At 43.2% G+C, this 25,626-nt stretch carries 25 protein-coding genes and 1 tRNA gene; 1 reads left to right on the top strand and 25 read right to left on the bottom strand.

All coding sequences use genetic code 11. From position 1 onward, the window contains the following. Window positions 1-411 precede the first annotated feature (411 nt). The 20 genes from BXO88_RS04955 to BXO88_RS04860 form a co-directional block, all read right to left on the bottom strand. A complete protein-coding gene (locus BXO88_RS04955; protein ID WP_078036645.1) occupies window positions 412-1,713 on the bottom strand; it encodes an ATP-binding protein in 1,302 nt (433 codons plus the stop codon). A 198-nt stretch (window positions 1,714-1,911) separates the two neighbouring features. After that, window positions 1,912-2,931 carry a ketol-acid reductoisomerase gene (gene ilvC, locus BXO88_RS04950; protein WP_078036644.1) on the bottom strand — a complete coding sequence of 340 codons (1,020 nt, stop codon included), beginning with the start codon at window positions 2,929-2,931 and terminating at the stop codon, window positions 1,912-1,914. Window positions 2,932-3,215: 284 nt separating this feature from the next. Next, window positions 3,216-4,595: an NAD(P)/FAD-dependent oxidoreductase gene (locus tag BXO88_RS04945; RefSeq protein ID WP_078036643.1), complete on the bottom strand. Its 1,380-nt coding sequence runs from the start codon at window positions 4,593-4,595 to the stop codon at window positions 3,216-3,218. A gap of 246 nt (window positions 4,596-4,841) precedes the next feature. Then, the gene (locus BXO88_RS04940) at window positions 4,842-6,125 is read right to left on the bottom strand and encodes an O-acetylhomoserine aminocarboxypropyltransferase/cysteine synthase family protein (protein ID WP_078036642.1); all 1,284 of its coding nucleotides are present in this window, start codon (window positions 6,123-6,125) and stop codon (window positions 4,842-4,844) included. A gap of 261 nt (window positions 6,126-6,386) precedes the next feature. Beyond that, a tRNA-Pro gene (locus BXO88_RS04935) sits at window positions 6,387-6,460 on the bottom strand. A gap of 199 nt (window positions 6,461-6,659) precedes the next feature. Continuing rightward, a complete protein-coding gene (locus BXO88_RS04930) occupies window positions 6,660-7,268 on the bottom strand; it encodes a vacuolar family H+-ATPase subunit H (RefSeq protein ID WP_078036641.1) in 609 nt (202 codons plus the stop codon). A 29-nt stretch (window positions 7,269-7,297) separates the two neighbouring features. Continuing rightward, the gene (gene coaD, locus BXO88_RS04925) at window positions 7,298-7,777 is read right to left on the bottom strand and encodes a pantetheine-phosphate adenylyltransferase (protein WP_078036640.1); all 480 of its coding nucleotides are present in this window, start codon (window positions 7,775-7,777) and stop codon (window positions 7,298-7,300) included. A 66-nt stretch (window positions 7,778-7,843) separates the two neighbouring features. Beyond that, a complete protein-coding gene (gene rsmD, locus BXO88_RS04920; protein WP_078036639.1) occupies window positions 7,844-8,407 on the bottom strand; it encodes a 16S rRNA (guanine(966)-N(2))-methyltransferase RsmD in 564 nt (187 codons plus the stop codon). Window positions 8,408-8,454: 47 nt separating this feature from the next. Beyond that, on the bottom strand, window positions 8,455-10,491 hold the full coding sequence (gene recG, locus BXO88_RS04915) for an ATP-dependent DNA helicase RecG (protein ID WP_078036638.1): 2,037 nt from the start codon (window positions 10,489-10,491) through the stop codon (window positions 8,455-8,457). A 140-nt stretch (window positions 10,492-10,631) separates the two neighbouring features. After that, window positions 10,632-12,362 (bottom strand): DAK2 domain-containing protein, encoded by a 1,731-nt coding sequence (locus BXO88_RS04910; protein WP_139355510.1) that lies wholly within the window; start codon window positions 12,360-12,362, stop codon window positions 10,632-10,634. After that, on the bottom strand, window positions 12,362-12,721 hold the full coding sequence (locus tag BXO88_RS04905) for an Asp23/Gls24 family envelope stress response protein (RefSeq protein ID WP_078036637.1): 360 nt from the start codon (window positions 12,719-12,721) through the stop codon (window positions 12,362-12,364). Before BXO88_RS04905 ends, BXO88_RS04910 begins: the two co-directional genes overlap by 1 nt. Before the next feature lie 200 nt (window positions 12,722-12,921). Then, entirely contained in the window at window positions 12,922-13,140 is a 219-nt protein-coding gene (gene rpmB, locus BXO88_RS04900) for a 50S ribosomal protein L28 (protein WP_036606275.1), read from the bottom strand. Between the two features lie 196 nt (window positions 13,141-13,336). Next, window positions 13,337-13,744: a GerW family sporulation protein gene (locus tag BXO88_RS04895; RefSeq protein WP_078036636.1), complete on the bottom strand. Its 408-nt coding sequence runs from the start codon at window positions 13,742-13,744 to the stop codon at window positions 13,337-13,339. A gap of 10 nt (window positions 13,745-13,754) precedes the next feature. Then, the gene (locus tag BXO88_RS04890; RefSeq protein WP_078036635.1) at window positions 13,755-14,831 is read right to left on the bottom strand and encodes a hypothetical protein; all 1,077 of its coding nucleotides are present in this window, start codon (window positions 14,829-14,831) and stop codon (window positions 13,755-13,757) included. 73 nt (window positions 14,832-14,904) lie between these two features. Further along, window positions 14,905-15,180, bottom strand: a complete 276-nt coding sequence (locus tag BXO88_RS04885) for a hypothetical protein (protein ID WP_078036634.1) — start codon at window positions 15,178-15,180, stop codon at window positions 14,905-14,907. A gap of 13 nt (window positions 15,181-15,193) precedes the next feature. Further along, the gene (gene pgsA / locus BXO88_RS04880) at window positions 15,194-15,736 is read right to left on the bottom strand and encodes a CDP-diacylglycerol--glycerol-3-phosphate 3-phosphatidyltransferase (protein ID WP_078036633.1); all 543 of its coding nucleotides are present in this window, start codon (window positions 15,734-15,736) and stop codon (window positions 15,194-15,196) included. Further along, window positions 15,736-17,004: a 30S ribosomal protein S12 methylthiotransferase RimO gene (gene rimO / locus BXO88_RS04875; RefSeq protein ID WP_078036632.1), complete on the bottom strand. Its 1,269-nt coding sequence runs from the start codon at window positions 17,002-17,004 to the stop codon at window positions 15,736-15,738. Before rimO ends, pgsA begins: the two co-directional genes overlap by 1 nt. Further along, the gene (gene rpoZ / locus BXO88_RS04870) at window positions 17,005-17,397 is read right to left on the bottom strand and encodes a DNA-directed RNA polymerase subunit omega (protein ID WP_078036631.1); all 393 of its coding nucleotides are present in this window, start codon (window positions 17,395-17,397) and stop codon (window positions 17,005-17,007) included. It lies immediately after the preceding gene. Next, a complete protein-coding gene (gene gmk / locus BXO88_RS04865; RefSeq protein WP_078036630.1) occupies window positions 17,378-18,016 on the bottom strand; it encodes a guanylate kinase in 639 nt (212 codons plus the stop codon). The genes rpoZ and gmk overlap by 20 nt, the downstream gene beginning before the upstream one ends. Before the next feature lie 67 nt (window positions 18,017-18,083). Then, on the bottom strand, window positions 18,084-18,965 hold the full coding sequence (locus tag BXO88_RS04860; RefSeq protein WP_242945157.1) for a YicC/YloC family endoribonuclease: 882 nt from the start codon (window positions 18,963-18,965) through the stop codon (window positions 18,084-18,086). A 196-nt stretch (window positions 18,966-19,161) separates the two neighbouring features. Here BXO88_RS04860 and BXO88_RS04855 point away from each other — a divergent pair, with 196 nt between their 5' ends. Next, window positions 19,162-20,943 (top strand): Rqc2 family fibronectin-binding protein, encoded by a 1,782-nt coding sequence (locus tag BXO88_RS04855; RefSeq protein ID WP_078036629.1) that lies wholly within the window; start codon window positions 19,162-19,164, stop codon window positions 20,941-20,943. Window positions 20,944-21,020: 77 nt separating this feature from the next. Here BXO88_RS04855 and BXO88_RS04850 read toward each other — a convergent pair whose 3' ends face one another. From BXO88_RS04850 to BXO88_RS04830, 5 genes are all read right to left on the bottom strand, one after another. Then, complete coding sequence (locus BXO88_RS04850) at window positions 21,021-21,773, bottom strand: YebC/PmpR family DNA-binding transcriptional regulator (protein ID WP_078036628.1); 753 nt, start codon at window positions 21,771-21,773, stop codon at window positions 21,021-21,023. A gap of 133 nt (window positions 21,774-21,906) precedes the next feature. Then, on the bottom strand, window positions 21,907-22,872 hold the full coding sequence (locus tag BXO88_RS04845; protein WP_078036627.1) for an NAD(P)H-hydrate dehydratase: 966 nt from the start codon (window positions 22,870-22,872) through the stop codon (window positions 21,907-21,909). Window positions 22,873-22,998: 126 nt separating this feature from the next. Beyond that, a complete protein-coding gene (gene acpS / locus BXO88_RS04840) occupies window positions 22,999-23,358 on the bottom strand; it encodes a holo-ACP synthase (protein ID WP_078036626.1) in 360 nt (119 codons plus the stop codon). A 9-nt stretch (window positions 23,359-23,367) separates the two neighbouring features. Continuing rightward, window positions 23,368-24,006 carry a redox-sensing transcriptional repressor Rex gene (locus tag BXO88_RS04835; protein WP_044994008.1) on the bottom strand — a complete coding sequence of 213 codons (639 nt, stop codon included), beginning with the start codon at window positions 24,004-24,006 and terminating at the stop codon, window positions 23,368-23,370. Window positions 24,007-24,302: 296 nt separating this feature from the next. Further along, the gene (locus BXO88_RS04830; RefSeq protein WP_078036625.1) at window positions 24,303-25,589 is read right to left on the bottom strand and encodes an adenylosuccinate synthase; all 1,287 of its coding nucleotides are present in this window, start codon (window positions 25,587-25,589) and stop codon (window positions 24,303-24,305) included. Window positions 25,590-25,626 lie beyond the last annotated feature (37 nt).

Here is a 25,626-nt window from a genome sequence, read left to right as displayed (position 1 = left end):
CGAAAAAAAACCTTGCAGTGGTAAAGCTGCAAGGTTTTAAAAACATATCTGTCTTTATCTCTCTTGAAAAGCTTTACACAAAAAAGGCACTATTGCGAATCACAATAATGTTCACGAGAATAATAATGACAGATAGAATCACACTGTAATTATTCATGCTTTTTTGCGTCGCCTTTCTACGGAATTGTTATCGAAGCGGAGTGGTATATCACATAGTACACCCGCTTTGTTCGAAAACTTGTACATCAATTATGCGATTATGGAGTCTCCATGTCAATAAATAATAAGTTATACGAGATATGCTTCACTTTGCTTTTTTTAGGCACACAGTATGTCATAAGCTTTCATTGAAATTTACTGAAGATCATGATGATATACCTGCATTTCAAGATGTATATCATCATGAATAAGTCAGTTGTTCAATGAATTGATGAACTGTTGGGCAACACGTCCGGTGTGGCCACCTTTTCTTACGGACCAGACATTGGCCTTTGCAAGAAGCTCCTTTTCCGGCATATCTATACCGTGCTTCTTCGCAAGGCTTATGACTATCTGCTGGAACTCCTGATACGTTGGCTTCGTGTAAAGTATGTTGAGACCGAAGCGGTCAACGAGAGAAAGCTTCTCCTCCAGAGTATCTGAATGGTGTACGTCTCCGCCTACTCCCATATCATCACGATCCGCAGTGCTCTCCTTGATGAGATGACGGCGATTTGATGTGGCGTAGATGAGGATGTTGTCCGGCTTCGTTTCCATACCTCCCTCGATGACTGCCTTCAGATACTTGTACTCTATCTCGAAGTCCTCAAAGGACAGATCGTCCATATAGATGATGAACTTGTAATTACGGCTCTTCACCTTGGAGATCACATAGGAAAGATCCTTGAACTGGTGCTTGTATATCTCGATGAGACGGAGACCTTCCGGATAAAATTCATTGAGGGTCGCCTTGATGGTGGTGGACTTTCCGGTTCCGGCATCGCCATAGAGAAGCACGTTGTTGGCACGCTTACCTTCGATGAAATTCCGGGTATTTTCAAAGATCTGTTTCTTCTGAAGTTCATACCCCACGAGGTCATCGTAGTTCACAGCGTCAAGGTTGTTTATGGGGATGAGCTCGGGAGTACCATCCGTATCGTTCCTTATGCGGAATGCCTTATTGAGTCCGAACATCCCCACACCGTGATCATGATAATATTTCCCCATGGACTCATAGAACTCATCTGCATTATCCGCATCCATAAGTTCGTCCTTAAGCTCGTTGACTGTTTTCGAGATGAAGCTGTAGTACATACGCTCATGCTTTTTCACTGCTTTATAGTTCTGAAGAGTTGAGAAACAGTCGGTGCACAGCATACTTTCAAGCCTGGAAAAATCATAATGCAAAAGTCGGATTATATATTCGAAATCATGCTTTGCAAAATGAGACGCAGATCCCTCCGGTATAGTGGCATTTTCAGATACCATGGCGAGAGGGTTCTCGTCCGTCATGAGAAGAAAGGTAATGTATCCAGCCCAGAGATCATCAGTGAAGCCATAGTTTGTGGCTGTTTCCATGATTTTGTGAACATGGTCAAAGCAGCCTGAAAGCATGCTGAAGACCTTCGATTCCTCTCCCGCTTCCGCTGCATCGGAAATGCTTGCTATGGCTTCCAGAGTTTCGTCGTGTTTCAGGTTACCGTAAACGATAAGATTTGATAAAAGGTTTCTCATAGGTACTCCGTTATATGATATTTGATCGTGTAGGGACATCCACTGCGTGATTTCGCGTTGGCCGTCAAATGTGTGCTCGTGCAGGCACAGCGAATTTACGGCCTTATCACGAATACTAAACAGACCGGCGTTATGCAGTACATAACAGCCGGTCTGAATGAAACTTTATTTGATTAGTAAAGACCGAATGATCTTTTATCAGTTGTTTACGAGCTTGTCTGACTCGTTGTTCCAGCTGTAGAGCTTTCTGATCTCAGCACCGATCTTCTCTGCCGGATGCTCAGCAGCCTTTGTTCTCATAGCCTGGAAGTGAACCTTACCGTTATTCATATCCTGAAGGAACTGAGATGCAAATGTACCGTCCTGGATATCTGCAAGGATCTTCTTCATAGCCTTCTTTGTATCCTCTGTAACGATCTTTGGACCTGTTACATAATCACCAAACTCGGCTGTGTTGGAGATAGAATATCTCATGCCGGCAAAGCCTGACTGATAGATGAGATCAACGATAAGCTTCATCTCATGAACACACTCGAAGTAAGCATTACGTGGATCATATCCGGCGTCAACGAGAGTCTCGAAACCGGCCTGCATAAGTGCGCAAACACCGCCGCAAAGAACAGCCTGCTCACCGAAAAGGTCTGTCTCGGTCTCTGTCTTGAAGGTTGTCTCGAGGAGACCTGCACGTGCACCGCCGATTCCTGCACCGTAAGCAAGTGCATAATCAAGAGCGTGTCCGGTAGCATCCTGATGGATGGCAACGAGGCAAGGTGTTCCCTTACCTGCCTGGTACTCGGAACGAACTGTATGACCAGGAGCCTTAGGAGCGATCATGGCAACATCCACATCTGCAGGAGGAACGATAAGCTTGTAGTTGATGTTGAAACCATGAGCGAACATGAGCATATCGCCAGCCTTTAAGTTAGGCTCAACATCCTTCTTGTACATGCCTGCCTGAAGCTCATCATTGATGAGGATCATAATGATATCAGACTGCTTTACAGCTTCTGCTGTAGGAAGAACTGTAAGTCCCTGAGACTCAGCCTTTGCCTTTGACTTTGAACCTTCGTAAAGTCCTACAACTACATCACAACCTGACTCTTTAAGGTTGAGTGCGTGTGCATGTCCCTGAGAGCCATATCCGATAATGCAGATCTTCTTTCCGTTAAGAAAAGATATATCACAGTCTTTTTCATAAAATAATCTGGGTTCTGACATTGTTATTCCTCCAAAATATAATAATTTAGACAATCGCTCCATGTTGTGCAGCAATTATTTTCCTGTGTTTACCGGTCAAAAAATGCACATCAACTTATGAAATATTGATAAATATTATTTGACCCCCACATTAAAAAATTATAAATAGCGAAAAATGAAATTGCAATAAAAATTATGAAAACGTAATATGATATAACTTCATAGAATGTATAACCAAAAATGAAAAAAGAGGCATAATCCGAAGATATGCCTCTTTTGGTACAAAATGTATCGATATTTTGAAATTATCCCAGTCTCTTTGCTATCTCTCTTGCAACATGTACTCCGCTGGCGCTGGCATGTGAAAGTGAGTGGGTAACTCCGCTTCCGTCACCTATGCAGAAAAGATCAGGATAGATAGTCTCGAGCTTTTCATCAACAGCGACCTCCATGTTGTAGAACTTGACCTCTACACCATAGAGCAGTGTGTCATCATTGGCAGTACCCGGAGCGATCTTATCGAGAGCATAGATCATCTCGATGATGCCATCAAGAATACGCTTCGGAAGTACGAGACTGAGGTCTCCAGGAGTAGCCTTCAGAGTCGGTCTCACTGTGCCTTCTTCTATACGCTTCACAGTACTGCGGCGTCCTCTTTCCAGATCTCCGAAACGCTGAACGATAACTCCTCCTCCGAGCATGTTTGAGAGTCTGGCAATGCTTTCACCGTAACCGTTGCTGTCCTTAAACGGCTCTGAGAAATGCTTGCTTACGAGGAGTGCAAAGTTTGTATTCTCTGTCTGAAGTGAAGGATCCTCATAGCTGTGACCGTTTACTGTGATGATGCCGTTTGTGTTCTCATTAACAACAGCTCCGTGAGGGTTCATACAGAAGGTGCGGACATTATCCTCGAATTTCTGAGTCTGATAAACGATCTTTCCTTCGTAGAGAGCATTTGTGATGTCCTCAAATACAACTGCAGGAAGCTCTACTCTGACACCGAGATCCACTCTGTTTGACTTTGTAGGGATCTGGAGATCATCACATACGGTCTTCATCCACTTGCTGCCGCTGCGTCCTACTGAGATGACACAGTACTTGCAGGAAGCTGTTCCGTCCTTGTAGTCCACTTCATATCCGTCATCAAGCTTTCTGACCTTCTCAACTGGTGTTCTGAAGAAGAACTGAACCTTGTCCTTCATTTCTTTGTAGATGTTCTCGAGAACGACATAGTTTTTGTCGGTTCCCAGGTGTCGTACAGATGCATCAAGAAGTGTGAGCCTGCTCTGGATGCACTTCTTCTTAAACTCTGAACCGGATGTTGTGTAAAGCTTTGTACCCTCTCCTCCGTGAGTCATGTTGATGTTATCAACATACTTCATGAGATCTGTTGCGGCATCTCTTCCTACATGCTCATAAAGAGTTCCGCCGAAGGCATTGGTGATATTGTACTTGCCGTCTGAAAATGCACCTGCACCGCCGAAGCCGCTCATGATGGAGCAGGTCGGACAGTTGATACATGACTTTATCTTGTCACCGTCGATAGGACATTTTCTTTTCTCCAGAGGATTTCCGGATTCAAATACGGCTACAGAAAGCTCCGGCTTCAGCTTCATGAGCTCGTAGGCTGCAAAGATACCACCGGGACCGGCGCCGATTATAATTACATCAAAATTAGTGTTCATTCATTTCCCCTCAATAAATTTAAAAAGCTGCCGTTAACAGGATCTTATGACAAATAAAGGTCATAAGGTGCTGTTAATGGCAGCTTGTGGAAACGCCCAACCATATAATGGGCATATTATGACGATGAGATTTTAAGGTTTTTGGGTTACATAGTCAAGTTAGACTTTCTCTCCAAATCTACCAAAAAGAGCAAGTGAAATATGTGCAAATTAACATATCTTGCCTGCTCTTAAGTTGATTTTACATCAGGCGTTCTGTGAAGCTTCAAGTGCCTGCTTGAGATCCTCTATGATATCATCAACATTCTCGATACCAACTGACAGACGTACCATATCAGGTTTTACACCGCCTGCCATAAGCTCTTCATCAGTCATCTGACGATGTGTGGATGATGCCGGGTGAAGAACGCAGGTATGTGCATCTGCAACATGAGTTGCGATGATGGCAAGCTTCAGATGCTTCATGAACTCTTCTGCTGTCTTACGTCCGCCCTTTACGCCGAAGGAAATGACACCGCAAGTTCCTTCCGGCATGTACTTCTGTGCTCTCTCGTAGTATTTGTCTCCAGGGAGACCAGGGTATGTAACGTAGGAAACATTGGAATTTTCCTGAAGGAATTCTGCCACCTTCTGTGCATTTGAGCAATGTCTCTGCATCCTCACTGCAAGTGACTCGAGACCGAGATTCAGCATGTAGCAGTTCATAGGTGAAGGGATCGCTCCGAAATCACGCATAAGCTGTGCTGTGGCTTTGGTGATAAATGCCTTTTCCTTTCCGAACTTCTCTGCATAGGTTATGCCATGATAAGACTCATCAGGTGTGCAGAGACCAGGGAACTTGTCGGCATGAGCCATCCAGTCGAATTTTCCGGAATCGACTATAACTCCGCCTACTGTTGCGTCGTGGCCGTCCATGTACTTTGTTGTGGAATGAGTAACGATATCTGCTCCCCACTCGAAAGGTCTGCAGTTGATAGGTGTCGCAAAGGTGTTATCCACGATGAGAGGAACACCATGCTTGTGTGCAGCTGCTGCAAAACGCTCGATATCGAATACGATAAGGGCCGGATTTGCGATGGTCTCACCGAACACCACCTTTGTGTTGGGCTTGAATGCAGCCTCAAGCTCTTCGTCACTGCAGTCAGGATCAACAAAGGTGAAGTCGATGCCCATCTTTCTCATGGTGACATTGAAAAGATTGAAGCTTCCGCCGTAGATGCTGGATGATGCGATAACATGATCGCCGGCATTGGCAAGGTTGAAAACAGAAAGAAATGTTGCTGCCTGACCTGATGATGTGAGCATGGCAGCGGTACCGCCCTCAAGTGCTGCTATCTTTGCAGCTACATAATCGTTTGTAGGATTTTGAAGTCTTGTATAGAAATATCCTTCAGCCTCAAGATCAAAAAGCTTTCCCATATCGGCACTTGTATCGTACTTGAATGTTGTGCTCTGAATGATAGGAATCATACGAGGCTCGCCGTTTTTGGGAGTGTAGCCTGCTTCTATACATTTGGTTTCTTTTCTCATTTTACTTCAAAGCTCCTTTGATTAGATTTTTTAGTGTGATCTCGCAATATAGACCAGAATGATCATCGCACTTTTTATGCCATTCATGATAGCTCATATATACCTTTTTCACAAATTAGTTAAAATTTATAACTGGTCATAGTATCAGTCTAGCATACCTCGATCGTGCGAAGTATACATGGACAATCTATATATTAACTGCTTAACGAGAAAAGAAAAAGACCCAACACGTTTCCGTGCTGAGTCAGTCCCAAGGGTTAGTCGATGCGACAAGATTCGAACTTGCGACCTCTGCGTCCCGAACGCAGCGCTCTACCAAGCTGAGCCACGCATCGCTTTTTTTTATGCAAGTGAAATATTAGCAAACTGAACAAAACATGTCAAGCTTAAGATATATCACTTTATAAAAAAGCTTAAGACAGAGTGCTGCATGATTTCATGTAGCACTCTGAATAAGTGAATTAAATAATCTGATCTGTTTAAAGAAAGATACCGTATAGACTATGATGTCCGGACTAAATCCGGGAAGTGCCATCACTGCTGATATTCATCCTGTGAATCAGCGTAAGGATCCATATACTGGGGATCCTGTGGAGCCGGAGCGTTCATAGCGTTGTTAAGCTCTCTACGGTTGTTGGTAACTATATTGTAAGTGTTCTGCATGCTGTCAAGCAATGACTGATACTTTGACTGCTGCTCTGAAATAGAATTTCCAACAAGAGTCTCGATAGAAGCAAGAATTGAATCTGTGTATGTAATGGCACTTGCCTTTACGCTGTTTGCTTCGGCAGTTGCATCAGCAAGGATCTTGTCAGCCTGAGCCTGAGCCTGCTGAACGAGAGAATTTGCCTCGTTGTAAGCCTGCTGCATGATCTCGTTTTCAGACACCATCTCCTGAGTCTGAGCCTTTGCATCCTCTATCATGCTGTTAGCCTGATTTCTTGCGTCAGCCAGAATGGCTTCCTGCTGAGAAATGATCTTCTGATACTTTTTGATCTCCTCAGGTACTCTGAGACGAAGCTCAACCAACAGCTCTTCCATCTCTTCCTTGTTAACAAGGATCTTTGAATTGGAAAGAGGCTGGTATTTGCAACTGTCTATATATTCTTCGATCTCACCGATTAACTGTTCAATTCTGCTCATTTATCTAATCCACCTTATGTTAACTAAAATTACTTTTTATATTTTTCTTTCATCTTTCTCTCGACCTCAACAGGTACGAATTCATGGATGTCTCCATCATAGCTGGCGATTTCCTTAACTGTACTGGAGCTAAGATAAGAATACTTGAGATTTGTCGTAAGAAAGATAGTATCGATATCGGGGGCAATGACTTTGTTTGTCTGAGCAAGCTGCAGCTCGTACTCGAAATCAGTAACAGCACGCAGTCCTCTGACAATAACTGTCGCGTTGCATTCTCTGGCAAAGTTGACAGTTAGACCGCCGAAGGATCTGACCTCAACGTTTCCGAATTTTTGGGTCAAATCTTCAATCATTCTAACACGTTCTGACATAGAAAACAACGGGGTCTTAGCACTGTTCTGCAAAACTCCGACAATCAGTTTGTCTACCATCTTAGATGCTCTTTCGATTATGTCGAGATGACCAAATGTGACTGGATCAAAGGATCCCGGATAGATACCTATTATCATTGTATTTCTTCTTTCTCGGATTATATTTATAGCACGTTAACTAAGCTTATGTAAATATATTGAAGCTTATTCTTTATTTTTTTTGAAAAAAACATGCTTATTTGTTTTATATGTTTTTTCGCGCTGAAGAGTGTAGCCCATAGATGCTATTTCGTCAGCGATGTCATCATTGATATCTGCCTCAATTACGAAGAGAGTGTTCTCATCAACATAATCCATATCATGGATAAGCTGCATAGCCTTACGTTCAAATCCGCGGTTATATGGCGGATCCATAAATACGATTCCGAATCTGTAGCCCTTTCCGTTCAGTCTGTTGAGTGCAGACATATAGTCTGTTGCCAAAACCAGAGACTGCTCACCGAATTTGCAGTGCTCGATGTTCTCATTGATGCAGGCTGCAGCCTTTGGATTGTTCTCTACAAATACTGCTCTTCTGGAACCTCTTGAAAGAGCCTCTATACCTATGGCACCTGAACCGGAAAAAAGATCGAGGAAATCGATGCCCGGAACTTCAAACTGAAGCATATTGAAAAGAGTTTCTTTTATTCTGTCTGTTGTAGGACGTGTGTCCACTGAATCGATGGTTTTAAGTAAAAGTCTTCTTGCACTTCCTGCAATTACTCTCATTTTAATCTCCTTTGATATTTGTTATATAGTATAAGAATCAAATTGCCTTACAGCACATAGCTTTCTTCCAGATATCTGTTTAGTCTGTCCTTTAAAGCCTGATTGTCTGTTTCTTTTAGTTCGGAATCTGAACGGAGTACATACATGGCATCCTCAGATGCTTTTTTTAAAAGCTCCTTATCCTGATAGATGTCTGCGATGCTGAAGTCCAGTGCTCCGGACTGACGTATACCGAAAATGTCCCCCGGACCTCTGAGCCTTAGGTCCTCCTCTGCGATATGAAATCCGTCATTTGAGTTTGCCAGTATCTGAAGCCTCTCCTTTGATTTGTCCGAATTAGAGCTGTCAACAAAGATGCAGAAACTCTGGTGCTCTGATCTTCCCACTCGCCCTCGCAGCTGATGAAGCTGTGCCAAACCGAAACGCTCGGCGTTCTCTACCATCATAACAGTGGAGTTAGGAACATCCACGCCGACTTCCACTACGGTGGTAGATACCAGTATATCGATCTCTTTATGAAGGAACCTGTCCATGATATCGTCCTTTTCCTTTGGCTTCATTTTACCATGAAGCTTTTCGATCTTAACCCCGGCTGGAAAAAGCTTGCGTATCTTTGCGGTATAATCGGTTACATTCTCCAGATCAAGCATATCATTATCTTCGACCATAGGACAGATAATATAGGCTTGCCGGCCCTTTTTTATTTCATCATATATAAATTTATATGCTTTATTCCGATAGCTTTCGTTCACCACTGCATTTTTGATAGGCAGTCGGTTTGAAGGCAGTCCCTTGATGAGGCTGACCTTCATATCCGCATATAAAAGCATCGCCAGAGTTCTCGGTATAGGTGTCGCGGACATGACGAGTGTATGAGGATGTTTACCCTTCTCTCCCAGAGTTTTTCTCTGGTTGACACCGAAACGGTGCTGCTCATCCGTCACCACAAGTGCCAGGTCGTCATAGATGACATTTTCCTGAAACAAAGCGTGGGTGCCGATGATTATATCCGCCTCGTGATTCTCTATCTCTTTATAGATGGCCTTTTTTTCGGAAACCTTTAGAGAACCGGTGACAAGTGCGATCTTAAGGTCATAGGCATTGTCCGAAACTATCTTTTTGAGCTTCTCATAGTGCTGGGCTGCGAGGATCTCTGTCGGTGCCATGATGGCTGCCTGATGACCGTTAAAGGCGGTCTCCAGTGCCGCGATAAATGAAACAATAGTCTTGCCTGAACCTACATCTCCCTGAAGGAGCCGGTTCATGGTGAAGCCTCCGGATAGATCACTCCGTATATCTTCTACAGCGGAAGCCTGACCTTCTGTTAATGTAAAGGGCAGAGCTTTTATGAATGAGTCTATTCTCTCATCTCTTTTTATGATGAAGTCGGATTTTTGTTCGGCGGTGTTCTGCTTCTTTTTCACCAGTGCCATGGAGAAAAGAAACAGCTCATTGTATGCTAGACGTTCCCTGGCTTTTTTGTAGTCCTCCATGTTTTCAGGAAAATGTACATGCCTTATTGCATCATTCATGCTGAGAAGTTCTCTGTTGTAACGTATGACTTCCGGGATGAAATCAGCCTCGGGTTTTGAGACTTCCATTGCCTGACGGATGGCTTTCAGGATTACAGCATTGGACAGTCCCTTAGACTGACCGTAGACTGGCTCAAGGGTATCGATCTTCTTTGCGTATTCATCAACTGAAAAGATCTTAGGCTGGTTAAGTGTCTTCTGTCCTTTATAGTCTCCTACCTTTCCGAAGAAAACGAAGGCTGATCCGGCCTTCAGCGTGTTTCTGAGGAAGGGAGCATTGAACCAGGTGAGACGCATCTTTCCTGAAATGTCACGGATGTATGCGCTGGTCATCCTGAGGCCATGAAGATTAACTACTACTGCATCCTTTTCCAGCATGCCGGTCACCGCTTCAGTTTCGCCTTCGGTGAGATTTCCTATAGATAAAGGCTTTTTGTAGCAAAGGTAAGTATGAGGAAAATAATACAGAAGATCTCTTACGGTAAAGATCCCCAGCTTATTGAATAGTTTTTCTGTTTTTGGACCTATGCCCTTTAAATCTGTCAGAGTCATATATTTTATGTTAAAAATGCTCCTGAGATGATTTTCTCAGGAGCTTGATTATCGTGATGAGTTACTTCGTTCGCATGCCGTGTACACAGACAGTTGTCCGAAGAACCGGGTTAGATCCGGAAGTGCCGGATCATAATGTTTTATTCCACAGATATGAAATAATAATAAATAGGCTGTCCGCCGTACTGAAGCTCAGTCTCAACGGTAGGATACTTCTTTCTGATCTCTGAAGCGAGCTTATCAGCGTCTTCTTCCTTTACATCCTTACCATAATAGATAGTAACTATCTCGGATTCACCATTGATCATCTTTGCAACAGCTTCATTAACTGCTGCGGCGATATCCTTCTGAACTGAAAGGAGTCCGTCATCGCCTATGGCCATGATGTCATTTTCCTCGATTGGATGTCCGTCAATGGTAGTATTACGTACAGCATAGGTTACTTCTGCAGAGTTTACACACTCAGAAGCGTCCTTCATGGCCTCGAAGTTCTCTTCTGCTGTCATATCAGGGCTGAAGCTGATCATAGCTGAGATACCCTGAGGGATAGTCTTTGTAGGTACTACGATGATGGTCTTGTCTTCGATGATATCCTTAGCCTGATTTGCTGCAAGGATGATGTTCTTGTTGTTTGGAAGAACAAATATTGTCTTTGCATTGACCTCGGCACAGGCATTTAAGATGTCCTCGGTTGAAGGGTTCATAGTCTGTCCGCCTTCGATGACATAGTCTACACCGACACCCTTGAAGATTTCTGTAAGTCCTTCACCTGCAGATACTGAAATGAAGCCGAAATCCTTTGCAGGACCGAGATCCTTCTTAGGCTCTTCTTTTGCTTCTGATTTCTCGTTCTCGGCGATCTTTGATGCATCCTTGATGAGAACTTCGTTATGCTCGAGACGCATGTTATCTACCTTCATCTTTGAAAGGTATCCCATGGAGAGACCCTTCTCAAAGGCATTACCCGGATGGTTGGTGTGAACATGAACCTTGATGATGTTCTCGTCAGAGAAACATACAATGGAATCACCGACACCGTTAAGCCAGTTTCTTAATTCGTCAACCTCTTCGTCACTGAACTCGTGATCACCGTTTACCATGAACTCTGTGCAGTAGCCGAACTTGATATCTGCGGTAGAGATATCTCCGCGGGACTTTCTTTCTGCTGCAGGAGCTGCTGCGGCTGACATCTCAACGTCAGGGATCTCCAAATCCACATACTCTCCCTTGAGAGAAGCAAGAGCACCCTTAACGACAGTCATGAGACCCTGTCCGCCGGAATCTACTACACCGGCTTCTTTAAGTACAGGAAGCATGTCAGGAGTCTGTGCCAGAACATCATCACCGTATGCGATGACCTTCTCGAGCATAGTGAAAGTATCCTCATCGAGTACAGATAATTCTGTGATTCGATCAGCCATTCCCTTGGCAACTGTAAGGATAGTACCCTCTTTTGGTTTCATAACAGCCTTGTATGCTGTCTCTATAGCGCGGTTGAAAGCTCTTGCAAGGATCACATCATCGATAACCTCAGCATCGGCATTCTCGCGAATCTCCTTTGTGAAACCACGAATGAGCTGGCTCAAGATAACACCGGAGTTTCCTCTTGCTCCACGGAGTGAACCGCTCGCCATAGCCTTTGCCACATTGTCAATGGTAGGCTCGGAAATCGCAGCTACTTCTCTTGCAGCTGACATGATAGTCATGGTCATATTTGTTCCTGTATCACCATCAGGTACAGGGAATACATTGAGCTCGTTGATGTACTCTTTCTTAGCGTTAAGACTGTTAGCGCCTGCAAGAAAAGCGTTTTTCAACGCAATTGCATCAATTTGATTACCCACAGGTAATTCCTCCTTTATTACTGTCATTAGTCAATGACTCTCACACCTTCGACGAAGATATTAACGTCTTTAACCTTCATGCCGGTATACTCTGTAACTTTATATCTGACGTTTTCGATAAGATTGTCAGCTACGGCCTGAATGCTAACACCGTAAGCTACGATAACATGGAAATCAAGAGAAATCTCATTATTCTCGATGTTTACCATGATTCCCTTGGTGAGGCTCTCACGCTTAAGAAGCTTTACGAGCCCGCCGGACTGGTAAGAGACCTTAGCCATACCAACGATACCAAAACACTCTATAGCGGTAGTTCCTGCATAGGTAGCAATAACATCAGGATTGATCTGAATTTCACCCAGCTTGGATGCGATTGTTCCTTTCATATATTACCTCCGGAAAGATACTGTTAAATCAATATATACAACGGAAATGCGTGAAATCGCATCTACATTGTGAAAGCAAGCTTGATTATAGCATATTATACCGATGTGTGCACTCTGACTTTACTTTAAGGTTTTGCATGAAAAAAGGGTATTACGAGTGATCGTAATACCCTATCATGCATCAATTAGACGATCCAGAATTAAGCGTTTGCCTCAACAGTCTTAGATGTACCGATTGCACGCTGAACCTTGCCAGATCTTAAGCAGGAAGTACATACATACATCTTCTTTGTACCGCCATTTACCATAACTCTAACTGACTTAATGTTAGCCTTCCAGATCTTGTTTGATCTTCTATGTGAATGGCTTACCTTATTTCCGAAGTGAACTGCCTTCTCACAAACTGCGCATTTTGCCATGGTTGCACCTCCCTTTTCAAAATATATCGAATCAGATACGCTCTGAATTCGCGACTCAACTATACTAGCAAAGTTAATCGGAATTTGCAAGCTTTATTTTGAGAAAAAAACATAACTTTTTGCTCTGATAAGAATAGAACATGGATGTTTATTTACAGAACCTTTTATTAAACAGCCAATAGTACGGGAATCCTTATCAATCATCCGATTTTTGTGACATTTCTATAGCTGCTGCTTCTGCCTCTTTTGAAACTCTGCTTCCGCCTGTTATCTTGTCTATGGCATCAGGGATCATATCGAGGATCTTTGTGAATGCATCCTGGTTTTTGACATTAACGAGCTTATAGTTACCATTCTGTATGATGAGAATAGCTGTGGGTGTAATCTTCGAGCTGAGTGCTCCTGCTCCGCCATCATCGCTGTTACTGTCCTTAGGCTTCATAAAGCCTCCGGCACCCATACCGCAGCTTACTTCTATAAGTGGAATAAGCGTAGCATTTCCGACCTTTACAGGTTCTCCTACCACTGTTTTTGAATTAACGAAACCCTCCATCCCCTGAAAAAGTGTTCCGAGAATTTCCGTTACATTATTTTTGTCAGCCATGGGTGCCTCCTTACAAACGATTTATGACAAACTGTCTGATTTTTTTATTTAGCATAAGCTCTATAAGAACTATCAGAAGGTGTATCACTCTGATCCTGCCCTTGAACTTCATATCACCGGCTATGACGGACCTGTCAAATACAGGTTCGATAATGAAGCTTTCTCCATATACGGGATAAAGCAGGCTAAGGTACATCATGACGCTGCCTACTGAAGAAGGATCTTCTGAGCCGTATGTGAAATGTCCGTTTAAACTTCTGAACCGATAATGTCTTAAAAGATACTTTGTGTCTTTTATAAGAAGCTTTAGTGCTTTGATATTTTCTTTATCGCTTAAAGCAGTCTTTATTTCCGCTATCTTTGTAGACACATCATCTATTTTACCAAGAATGTTTCTGAATTTCTTCTCCATTTTTTCAGAAAAGGATGAACCTGAGCTTTCATTTGGAGATGAGCTGTCGGATTCTACAAGTGAATCCTTGTCATTTTGATCTGTATCTGTTGAATCATCTGTGATATCTGAGATATTATCCTCAGAAAGATCTTTTTCCCGGTTCGGTTCAGGAGCTGTATCAGAGATTTCTGTAATTGTGATCTCTGATTTTTCTGTTGTTTCTGATTTGACCTCTTCTGAATCTGAATGATCATTTATTTTCTCTATAGTATTTTCTTGCAGATCGATCCGATTTTCTTCATGGGTTGAAATGAGATCTCCGGTAGAAGCGATATTGTTCAGGTCATCTGTATCAGTATCCTTCTCTATGGAAGAATCTGTATTTTCAACTGCAGATGTGTCAGGCTCTTCTGCTTCGTTTTCATCACTTTCTGATGAATCCATCAGTGTCAGCCAAAGAAATCTTAGATTCATTCTGAGCCCGTCCGGATCAAGGACAGCCTTGAAGCGAAGGGCCTTCAGAAACCAGCTTGCATTAAGGTCGATATAATAGTCATCATTCGCCTCTTTTTTATATCCTGTAGACCTGTATCGTACAGGTACAAAAAGAACTATGCCAAGCAGAAGTAAAATGAGCAATAAAATAACGAGGAGCACAATGCCTATGACCTTTAATATTGTCAGGACAATCATGTAAGCCTCCTCGTTTGATTACGTCTGAAAAAGCATATGTATAGACGTTTGTTTTTTGAAAATCAAGATGTAATCAGGAGATCACATCTTTTCGCTGCATCAGCATCTTTGTGACACATTCGACAGCATCCTTATAACCATAACCGATCCCCAGGATCTCGACATCTTCAGTATCCATCTTAGGATTCAAAAACATAGCCTGATTATATATCTCATAAAGATTAGGAGCCTTCGCTGCGACGATCACATACGCACCGGGCTGAAAATGTCTTTTGCGGAGATTATCAAGTATATAACTCTTTCGTTCCTCGGCGTGTCTGCCAAAGAAGAGATTCTTTGAAAAGATCATGGATAAGAACCCTTTACATTCCGCCTTCTGTGATCACACGGATGTTCTTGATCATATAATCAACAAGTGAAACTATGGTCAGTACCAGCGCGATAACTGCGATGATGTTTGTGATCATCCGTAAAGCCGGAATATCTATGATAAGTAAAATGACAGTTAACATCTGGAAGGTGGTTTTGAACTTACCCCACCAGGAAGCGGCGATAACTATGCCCTTGTCAGCTGCCACAAGTCGGAATCCAGAAATGATAAACTCTCTTGCGATGATGACGATAACGTACCATGCAGGAAGCTGATTCAGCTCTATAAGACAAATAAGAGCTGAACATACCAAAAGCTTATCAGCTAAAGGATCCATAAATTTCCCAAAATCTGTAACTAAATTCTGCTTTCTCGCAATCTGTCCATCAAGAAAATCCGTAAATGAAGCAAGACAGAATACGATCAAAGAAGCAATACGTAAATTCTGATCCTGTCCGCCGTTAAACAACAGCAGTATAACAAACAGCGGAATCAGGAGTATACGAAGTATCGTCAGTTTGTTTGGTAAATTCATTAGATGCGCTCTCCAATCAAGTCATATCCATCTGCATCGATGATACGACAATCGATCATATCACCGGAAATCTTGTTGTTATATTCTCCTGCGTCTACAAATACCATACTGTCGATGTCAGGATTATCCATATAGGAACGGGTGAGATACATGTTGTTCTCCGGGTCATAGCCTATGACCATAACTCTAAGCTCTCTTCCGATCTGCTCCTTTGCCTTTTCAAAAGCGATACCCTGCTGAAGCCTCATGATCTCGTCCTGACGCTGAAGCTTTATCTTCTCCGGAATCTGATCCGGCATTTCAGCCGCAGCTGTGTCTTCCTCCTGAGAATAAGGGAAAACGCCCAAACGTTCAAAACGCATCTCAGTAACGAAATTCTTCAGTATTTCAAAATCCTCTTCAGTCTCTCCCGGGAAACCGGTGATTAGTGTGGTACGAAGAGCGATATCAGGAATAGCCTTACGAAGTGCTGCGATGCGTTCCCTGAGCTCTGCCTGTCTGGTCTTTCTATGCATATTGCCGAGGACAGCATCCGAAGCATGCTGTATAGGGATATCAAGATAGTGTACTACCTTTTGGTTATCACGTATGGTCTCTATAAGCTCATCTGTGATCTCTTCAGGATAGCAGTAAAGTATACGTATCCACTCTATGCCCTCTATCTCGGAAAGTCTGTTGAGAAGCTCAGGAAGTGCTTTCTTCTTATAAAGATCAACACCGTAAAGTGTGGTCTCCTGAGCAACAAGGATAAGCTCCTTTGTTCCTCTGTTTGCGAGCATCGTTGCTTCTTCTATGAGATGCTCCATAGGTACAGAACGATAGTGACCTCTGAGACTTGGGATGATGCAATAGGTACAGTACTTATCACATCCTTCGGCTATCTTAAGATAGGAAGAATAGGTCTCTGAATTTTCGACACGGGACATCTGGATATCCAGCTTGTCTACGTAGTCCTTTACTCCCATGACCTCATCCACTTCGGGAAGCTCTTTTCTTATCTGATCTTTGTAGCGTTCAACCAGACAGCCGGCAACGATTATCTTCTTAAGCTTCGCCGACTGCTTGTATTCACCCATCTCTATGATGGTGTTAATGCTTTCTTCCTTGGCATCACCGATAAAAGAACAGGTATTGATGACAGCGATGTCTGCCTCTGCAGGATCATCGGTTATCTCAGAACCCGGATATTTCTCCAGAAGGTTGCTGAGCATCTTTTCACTGTCTACTCTGTTCTTATCACAGCCAAGTGATATCATATGTATCTTCATTTATGCTTCACTGTCAGAATTATAATCGTCTTCTGAAGATGCTGAAGGGCTGTTGTCGATAAGCTCTGCAGTTCCGTCATCGTCCTCATCAAACTCTTCTGTAGCGAAATCGAAGCGCTTCTCAACAGCGTTTGTTCTGAACTCATCCTCGATCTCTGAACCACGCTTGATAGTGATGGCGTTCTTTGCAAGCTCCTCTACTGCGATGGAAAGAGGCTTTCTGCTTGGGTCTACCGGGAGAACCGGAGAAGCTCCGTCTATTAACTGTCTTGCACGCTTTGCACTGGCGATAACTACAGAGTATCTGCTTTCTACAAGTTTATCTGTGTCGTCCTGAATCGCGTTGGTGTTGTTTGCTGCATCGATCAGTTCGTTATATGATTGCTGTGACATCTTCTATCCTCCTAAGATCTCTTCTAACATTTTCAATTATATCTAAATGGTTGTCAGCCTTCTCGTGCTGAGCACGAATGAGATTATGCAATTTTTCAGTGCATGTGTCAATATCATCGTTTATTAAAATGTAGTCATATGCCTCTACACCTTCAGACTCCTGAATCGCACGTTTCAGCCTCTTTTCCACCACATCCATGGATTCGGTTCCTCTTCCGATGAGTCTGTTTTTGAGCTCAGTACCCGATGGAGGGGTGATGAATACCAATACCGAATCAGGGAACTTCTGCTTGATCTTCAAAGCACCCTGGATCTCGATCTCAAGAAGAACATCCTTGCCCTCTTTGAGCTTTGAGTCTACAAATGCTTTCGGTGTACCGTAGTAGTGCTCTACGTACTGAGCATACTCGATGAGTTCATCTCTTTCTATCATATCAAGAAATTCTTCTTTTGTTTTAAAGAAATATTCTCGACCGTCCTGTTCACCTTCTCTCGGATTACGTGTTGTACATGAGATGGAAAGTGCGTAATTGTCATATTTTTTGAGCAGACTCTTCATGAGTGTGCCCTTGCCTGCACCGGAAAATCCCGATACGACTACCAAAGATCCTTTGTTCATGCTTATCCTCTTAAATATCTAAATTCTGTAGTCATGTGCTGTACAAAAGCTGGTCTGAAATGTGCTTTTACTCCAGATTCTGTATCTGCTCTCTGATCTTTTCTATCAATGTCTTGAGACCGATGGCATCATCGGAAACGATAAGATCGTTAGCCTTGCTGAGAGTCGTGTTAGCTTCTCTGTTCATTTCCTGAGCAAGGAAATCAAGCTCTCTTCCTACAGAACCGCCTGCCTCCAGCTTTCCGCGCATGTTCTTGATGTGGCTGTGGAGACGTACTCTCTCTTCATCTGTACAGATCTTGTCCGAATACATGGTGACTTCCTGAACGATACGGGATTCGTCGATACCGGCTGTTCCGAGAAGCTCTGTAACCTTTGAACGAAGCTTCTGCTCGTAAGCGGCAGTTATCTCCGGGGAACGCTCATCGATTCGAAGAACGATCTTCTCCATTTCCGAAAGCTTATTAAGGAGATCACTCTTTAAGTTAATGCCCTCAGATACTCTTGTTGCAACAAAATTGGTAAGAGCCTGTGTGAGTGCAGGATTAAGCCTGTTCCAAAGCTCGTTGTCATCTTCGGACTCTTCGGAAAGAACGAGGACATCCGGGAGGCTGGCAATGTTTGTAACTTTAACATTGTCATCTACATCGAGCTCTTTACATATCTTTCTCATGGAATCCAGATACTCTTTTGCGAGATCCAGATTAAGTCTCAGAGACTTGGAACCTTCACCGAATTCATCATAGGTGATGAAGAGATCTACCTTTCCTCTGGAAATGAACTCCTTGATGGTATTACGAATATTGGCTTCAAGTGCGTTGAACTTCTTGGGCATCTTGATGTTCAGATCAAGAAAACGTGAATTTACGGACTTGACTTCGACGGAAAGACGATAGATGTCGTTGGATACTTCACATCTGCCAAATCCGGTCATGCTTTTTAAATCCATAGCATACCTCTTTTTTGAGAGTCATCCGCCGGATGACTGTATGATTGTTTGTTTGTCGGAAACTCTCACCTCTGTCTGCGGCTTGTGTTTTCCGAACATTTGTTATAAATTATAATCTACCCTAAAAAATAAGTAAAGTTAAAGAGAAATAGCACTTACTATAGTACATATATATAAGAAATGAGAGGTGATCAACATGGCATATGATGGACTGGTTGTTTCGGCAACGGTTAAAGAATTTCGAGAGAAGCTGATCGGCGGAAAGATCTCAAAGATCACCCAGCCAGAAAAAGACGAGATTGATTTTGTTATACGTAATCAAAAGGATAATTATCGTTTAAAGATTTCTGTAAATCCTTCTCTTCCTCTTTGTATACTCTCTGAGGAAAAGAAGCTCTCTCCCATTTCTGTTCCAACATTCTGTATGGCACTCAGAAAGCACATCGGAAACGGTGCCATCCTGGATGTAAAGCAGCCGGATCAGTCTTTGAAAGGTGATGGACTGGAAAGAGTTATCATATTTGAAATAGAACATCTGGATGAAATGGGCGATCTTGGAAAGAGATACCTGTCCATCGAGCTCATGGGTAAATATTCAAATATCATATTATATAGAGAAGATTTTACTATCATAGACGCGGTCAAGAGGATTTCTCTTTCCCAGTCCTCTGTACGTGAGGTACTTCCCAACAGAGATTATTTCATTCCTGATGCTGGAGGAAAGAAGAATCCTCTGGAGCTTACAGAAGAGTCATTCGTTAGCCTTCTGAGTGATAAGCCGGAGCCTGTATTCAAGGCTCTGTTTCACAATATCACAGGACTTAGTCCTCTGACAGCTTCGGAAATATGTCATAGAAGCTCGGTGGATCCCGATCTTTCAGCCAACTGCCAGCCGGTGGAAGCATTGATAAAGCTCTATCATGGTTTTAATGATGTGATAACTTCTGTTGTGAGAGATCATGCTCCTGATCCTATCATCGTTTATAAGGATGGTGTTCCTTCGGATTTCTCGGCATTTCCTCTTACGATCTATGATAGTGACAGTCAGTATGAAGTCCGTCATTTTGATTCCATGAGTGATGTTATCTCACGTTTCTACAGTGAGAAGGACAAGAGCTCACGAATCCGACAGAGATCTACGGATCTTCGTAAGGTCATAAATACTCTTATGGAGCGTACTTCGAAGAAGCTGAACATTCAGGAAAAGCAACTTAAGGATACTGAGGATATGGATAAGTTCCGTGTCTACGGGGAGCTGCTTCATACCTACGGATATTCACTCACAGGTGGCGAGGAGGTGCTTCGATGTGAGAACTTCTATACCAATGAAGAGATAGAGATTCCTCTCAAAAAGGATCTGACTGCTTCAGAGAACGCTAAGCATTATCTTGAAAAGTACGATAAGCTGAAGCGTACCAGGGAAAATGTTACTGTTCAGCTTGTGGAGACCAGACAGGAGCTTTCGCATCTTGAGTCAATACAGACAGCCCTCGATATCGCCGAAAGCGAGGAGGATCTTCAGGATATAAGAAGGGAAATGGGTGATTTCGGTTTTATCCATAAAGCTCAGGGGAAGGATAAGGCTAAGCTTCAGAGAAAGTCGAAGCCATATCACTTTATTTCCGAGGACGGTTACGAGATATTCGTTGGTAAGAACAATTATCAGAACGAGGATGTGACTTTCAAGATCGGTGATGGAGGCGATATGTGGTTCCACGCCAAGAACGTTGCCGGTTCCCATGTTATCGTAAAGACAGGAGGACAGTCCATGGAGGAGATCCCTGACAGACTGTTCATCGAGGCTGCCGGACTCGCAGCCTACTATTCTTCTCACAGGGATGATAAAAAGGTGGATGTTGACTATACTATCCGAAAGAATCTGAAGAAGGTTCCTAATGCAGCACCTGGTTTTGTTATATATCACCAGAACTGGTCAGTCACTGTTGAACCTAAGAATATGACAGAAGTAAATGATTGATCAAAAAAAGATGCGGCCTTAGTGCTGCATCTCTTCATAAAAAAGCGTATCCGTTTTTGACGGATACGCTTTTTGAATTATATTTCGTCGTTCTCTTCTGCCCAGTTAGTGTAGACATTCTGAACATCCTCAGATGCATCAAGGAGATCGAGAGTTCTGCGAAGTCCCTTAACAGCCTCAGGATCTGTTACAGATACGTAGTTCTGAGGAACCATAACTACATCAGCCTCAGCCATAGGGATGCCCTGCTTCTCGATGTTCTCACGAACTGTCTCGAAATCGCTTGGAGCTGTGAAGATTACGTAAGAATCTTCCTCATCCTGGATATCCTCGGCACCTGCCTCGATAGCCATATCCATAAGTGTATCGAAATCCTTATCCATGTCGTCCATAGCCTCACGGTCAAGGATGATCTGTCCCTTCTCATCGAACATGAAAGAAACGGCACCCTGTGTAGCGAGTGATCCCTTACCCTTTGTGAAAGCTGAACGGATGTCTGCTGCAGCACGGTTCTTGTTATCTGTAAGTACCTTTACGATGAGAGCAACGCCGTTAGGACCGTAGCCCTCATACTGAAGCTCCTCGAAGTTATCAGCCTCCATAGAACCTGCAGCCTTCTTGATACCGTTGTTGATAGTATCGTTAGGCATGTTGTTAGCCTTAGCCTTTGCGATAACTGCAGCAAGCTTTGAGTTGTTGGAAGGGTCAGGACCGCCAGCCTTAACAGCAAGCGCAATCTCATGGCCGATCATTGTGAATATTTTACCCTTAGCGGCATCATTCTTTTCTTTCTTAGCTCGAATGTTAGAAAATTTTGAATGTCCTGACATATCATTCTCCTCAAATCATATATAAAAATCATTGTTTATAAATCAAACTCTAGTACTATAACGTAAAAGAGGCGCAGAATCAAGAGTTTCATGAAGCTGCACCTGTAAAATTAATCGACGGTTGATGATACTGTCAAGATAGCATCTGATCAATTACAAATCCGAGTGAATTGGCTGTGTCTCTCGCCAGAACTCCGTTTATGCCGTATTGTTTTGCAGCATATTGACCGGCTTTTGCATGGATGATGACCGAAAGTACGGAAGCATCATAGGATAGATCGTTGTTATTTTTTGATCCCGGTAGTTTATCTTGTTTTTTGGTATCTGCACGGAGCAACGTATATATGCCTGCGATGGCACCGCTCAGAACATCACCTGAACCACCCTTACTTAGGGCTGGGCTCTTTAGTGTATTTTTAAAGAGCTGCTCTCCTGTTCTGTCTGAGATTATGGTCTCGCTTCCCTTCATTATCGTTATCAGATGATGATTTCCGGAAAATTCCGAGGCTGCCATATCCGGTGCATCAAGTATTTCCTGAACTGTTTTTCCTGATAATCTGCTCATTTCCATCGGATGAGGGGTTACTATGACCGGGACCTTTTCTGATATTTCGGAAAGATCTTCTTTTATAGAAGGAATTCTACTGAGGATATTCAGTCCGTCAGCATCGAGGATGAGAATCGGCGATTTCTTTCGGATGGTTTCATCATCCAACCATGAATCCTTTATGGCTGTCAATGTTTCTGCAAGAATTTCTTCGCTCAGCTTTGAAGTACCGAGCCCGGGACCTGCTATTACAACATCCGCCCAGGAGATGTTTTTCAGGGCGATATCTTTTAATGAAGTCTTCTCATCGTAGCCTTCGTAAACAGCCTCCGGCAGAAGTGTCTGAAGTATAGTCCTGTTTTCCTCATGGGTCAGAAACTTTACGAGTCCCGCGCCTGTGCGATAAGCAGCCAGGGCGGAAAGATAGGCCGCTCCGCTCATACCTTTGCAGCCGGCAAGAACAAGGACCTTACCGTAGGTGCCCTTGTTGCTGTCTGGTAGTCGTGAAGGGATCGAATTAATATAAGGGGAAGCATCAGTCTGGATAGTCATGGATGTATCCTTTCATAGTCAGGAACCTTACTGAATCATGCATTTGCTGCGGTAAAAATCATTTTCTTATCTGTGTAAAGTAAATACTCTGACATTATGTCCAAAGCAGTTGACCAAAAGGATTTTCTATCCTTCCATCACTGCCATTGCTGAAACCAGATCTTTGGTATCGGTTATGGAAACAAGAATATTTTTGCCGCCTAATTCCTCGTATTTTTCCAGAGCTTTACCATGCAGAACGACGTAAGGCTTACCTTTTTCGTTTCTGAGAATCTCGATATCAGCCGGGCGTATGCCTTCAGTGAAGCCGATTCCGAAGCATTTGACCACACATTCCTTACATGCAAAATCACCGGCAAGCATCGAGTCTTTATCTGATGCCTGCCGGAGTTCTTCTTCGGTAAAAATACGTTCTGCAGTACGATTCTTTCTGGTGTTAGCTATACGCTTTATTTCTATAAGATCAGTACCTATACCGATAATCATGACGACCTCTTATTCGGCATTGAGGGACTCGCCCATACGATAGCTAAGACGCATAAGAGACTCGGAAAGGTGCACGTTCTCTATAACGATGTTCTCAGGAACCTCGAGATCCACATGAGCAAAATTCCATATGCCGACGATTCCGTCATTGATAAGCTGCTCTACTACCTTAACGGCAGCGTTCTTAGGGATACATACCGCAGCCATCTTTATGTTTGATGCCTTGATGATCTCATCAAGCTTTTCCATAGGCTGGATCTCGATCTCACCGACTTTCTTTCCGATGATGCTTGGATCCTTATCGAAAATGGCCTTTACGATAAATCCTCTCTTACGGAAGTTGGTATAATTTGCAAGAGCCTGTCCGAGATGACCTGCACCAACGATGATCATTTCATGTTCGTTGTCAATGTTAAGAATCTTTGCGATCTCGTCATGGAGATTTTTGATGTTGTAGCCATAGCCCTGCTGTCCGAAACCACCGAAGTTGTTCAGATCCTGTCTGATCTGAGAGGCGGTAAGCTTCATTCTTTTACTGAGCTCACTTGAGGAAATACGTTCGATGCCCTGATCCATAAGGTCCTCAAGATAACGGTAGTATCTTGGAAGTCTCTGAATGACTGCCTGAGAAATCTCTTTTTTTGCCATAAAATAATCCTCTATATTATCAATCTTTTTTTTATCTGAATTTGATGAGATCATGTTTCCTCTTTCATCACCTAACATATTATACAGTTTTGTTAATTATATGTCAAAAGTTATAGTAGAATTCTTAACAAAGTTTTTATAGTTATCTGTCCTCAATGGATATGACAGTTTTATGAGATTTACATCGAAAGGCGGATCGGAAATGATCCGACCCGCCGATTTTTAATCAGAAGCTGAATGCCTGACACAAAGGTGTCGGCTTAAACATCATCCTGATATCAGATTTTATAGATATATCAGATCTTCGGTGTACGCTTGAGGATCTCATGTCTCTCCGGTCCGTTAGAAACCATGGTGATAGGAGTCTCGATCTGCTTCTCGATGAAGTCGATGTAGTCCTTGCACTCCTTAGGAAGCTCATCATAGTTCTTGATACCGCGGATATCGCAGTTCCAGCCCGGAAGTGTCTCATAAACAGGCTTTGCCTTGTTGAGAAGTGGTGTTACAGGGAAATCCTTTGTTACTTCACCGTCGATCTCATAGCCTGTACAAACCTTAAGCTCCTTGAGATAACCGAGTACATCGAGAACTGTAAGAACAGCCTGTGTAGCACCCTGAAGCTGACAGCCGTACTTTGAAGCAACAGCATCATACCAGCCTACTCTTCTCGGACGACCGGTTGTTGCACCGTACTCACCCTTATCTCCGCCTCTTCTTCTGAGTTCCTCGGCCTCATCACCGAAAAGCTCTGAAACGAAGTCTCCGGCACCGACAGCAGAAGAATATGCCTTTGTTACAGCGATGATATCCTTAATCTCATATGGAGGGATACCAGCGCCCACAGCACCGTAAGCTGCAAGTGTTGAGCTTGATGTAACCATAGGGTAAATACCATGGTCAGGATCCTTCATGGTTCCGAGCTGACCCTCAAGAAGAACTGTCTTTCCAGCCTTGAGAGCTTCTCTAAGGAACTTTGAAGTATCTGTTACGTATGGTGCGATGAGGTCTCTCTGCTTATGAAGCTCAGCAAGAAGTTCATCATAATTGATCTCGGCTGCATGATAAAGCTCGCGAAGTGTAGCGTTTTTGATCTCAACTACCTTATGAAGTCTGTCACACAGAACTTCCTCGTCAAAGAGCTCACATACCTGAAGACCGATCTTTGCGAATTTATCTGAGAAGAATGGAGCGATACCTGACTTTGTAGAACCGTAGCTCTTTCCTGCAAGTCTCGCCTCCTCAAGAGTATCGAAAAGTACATGATACGGCATCATGACCTGTGCACGATTGGAAACAAGTATCTTAGGCTTAGGAACACCTGCGTCAACTAAAGACTTAAGCTCAGCACAGAACTTTTCGATATCCAGTGCTACACCGTTGCCAAGTACAGAAGTTGTGTGATCGTAAAATACACCACTTGGAAGAAGGTGAAGTGAAAAACGTCCGTAGTTGTTGATGATGGTGTGACCTGCATTTGCTCCGCCCTGAAAACGAACTACGATGTCTGAAGACTCGGCAAGCATATCAGTTATCTTGCCCTTTCCTTCGTCTCCCCAGTTTGCGCCTACGATTGCTCGAACCATATAAATCCTCCTAAAGAGATAGTATCCTATAGGATAC

It is taken from the genome of Oribacterium sp. C9 (assembly GCF_002007235.1).
Classification (GTDB): domain Bacteria; phylum Bacillota; class Clostridia; order Lachnospirales; family Lachnospiraceae; genus Oribacterium.
This window is presented reverse-complemented; position numbering and strand designations above follow the sequence as displayed.

Coding starts and splice junctions, on each gene's coding strand:
- recG (WP_078036638.1), bottom strand. CDS start 10,491: ATGACTCTGACAGATTTAAAGGGCATAGGTCCAAAAACAGAAAAACTA.
- acpS (WP_078036626.1), bottom strand. CDS start 23,358: ATGATTATCGGTATAGGTACTGATCTTATAGAAATAAAGCGTATAGCT.
- rpmB (WP_036606275.1), bottom strand. CDS start 13,140: ATGGCAAAATGCGCAGTTTGTGAGAAGGCAGTTCACTTCGGAAATAAG.
- BXO88_RS04905 (WP_078036637.1), bottom strand. CDS start 12,721: ATGAAAGGAACAATCGCATCCAAGCTGGGTGAAATTCAGATCAATCCT.
- BXO88_RS04955 (WP_078036645.1), bottom strand. CDS start 1,713: ATGAGAAACCTTTTATCAAATCTTATCGTTTACGGTAACCTGAAACAC.
- ilvC (WP_078036644.1), bottom strand. CDS start 2,931: ATGTCAGAACCCAGATTATTTTATGAAAAAGACTGTGATATATCTTTT.
- BXO88_RS04945 (WP_078036643.1), bottom strand. CDS start 4,595: ATGAACACTAATTTTGATGTAATTATAATCGGCGCCGGTCCCGGTGGT.
- BXO88_RS04835 (WP_044994008.1), bottom strand. CDS start 24,006: ATGGCAAAAAAAGAGATTTCTCAGGCAGTCATTCAGAGACTTCCAAGA.
- BXO88_RS04830 (WP_078036625.1), bottom strand. CDS start 25,589: ATGGTTCGAGCAATCGTAGGCGCAAACTGGGGAGACGAAGGAAAGGGC.
- gmk (WP_078036630.1), bottom strand. CDS start 18,016: ATGAACAAAGGATCTTTGGTAGTCGTATCGGGATTTTCCGGTGCAGGC.
- BXO88_RS04860 (WP_242945157.1), bottom strand. CDS start 18,965: ATGGATTTAAAAAGCATGACCGGATTTGGCAGATGTGAAGTATCCAAC.
- BXO88_RS04885 (WP_078036634.1), bottom strand. CDS start 15,180: ATGATCTTTTCAAAGAATCTCTTCTTTGGCAGACACGCCGAGGAACGA.
- BXO88_RS04855 (WP_078036629.1), top strand. CDS start 19,162: ATGGCATATGATGGACTGGTTGTTTCGGCAACGGTTAAAGAATTTCGA.
- BXO88_RS04910 (WP_139355510.1), bottom strand. CDS start 12,362: ATGACAGTAATAAAGGAGGAATTACCTGTGGGTAATCAAATTGATGCA.
- BXO88_RS04850 (WP_078036628.1), bottom strand. CDS start 21,773: ATGTCAGGACATTCAAAATTTTCTAACATTCGAGCTAAGAAAGAAAAG.
- BXO88_RS04930 (WP_078036641.1), bottom strand. CDS start 7,268: ATGAGCAGAATTGAACAGTTAATCGGTGAGATCGAAGAATATATAGAC.
- BXO88_RS04940 (WP_078036642.1), bottom strand. CDS start 6,125: ATGAGAAAAGAAACCAAATGTATAGAAGCAGGCTACACTCCCAAAAAC.
- BXO88_RS04895 (WP_078036636.1), bottom strand. CDS start 13,744: ATGGCTGACAAAAATAATGTAACGGAAATTCTCGGAACACTTTTTCAG.
- rpoZ (WP_078036631.1), bottom strand. CDS start 17,397: ATGTCACAGCAATCATATAACGAACTGATCGATGCAGCAAACAACACC.
- rsmD (WP_078036639.1), bottom strand. CDS start 8,407: ATGAGAGTAATTGCAGGAAGTGCAAGAAGACTTTTACTTAAAACCATC.
- rimO (WP_078036632.1), bottom strand. CDS start 17,004: ATGAAGATACATATGATATCACTTGGCTGTGATAAGAACAGAGTAGAC.
- BXO88_RS04845 (WP_078036627.1), bottom strand. CDS start 22,872: ATGACTATCCAGACTGATGCTTCCCCTTATATTAATTCGATCCCTTCA.
- coaD (WP_078036640.1), bottom strand. CDS start 7,777: ATGATAATAGGTATCTATCCGGGATCCTTTGATCCAGTCACATTTGGT.
- pgsA (WP_078036633.1), bottom strand. CDS start 15,736: ATGAATTTACCAAACAAACTGACGATACTTCGTATACTCCTGATTCCG.
- BXO88_RS04890 (WP_078036635.1), bottom strand. CDS start 14,831: ATGATTGTCCTGACAATATTAAAGGTCATAGGCATTGTGCTCCTCGTT.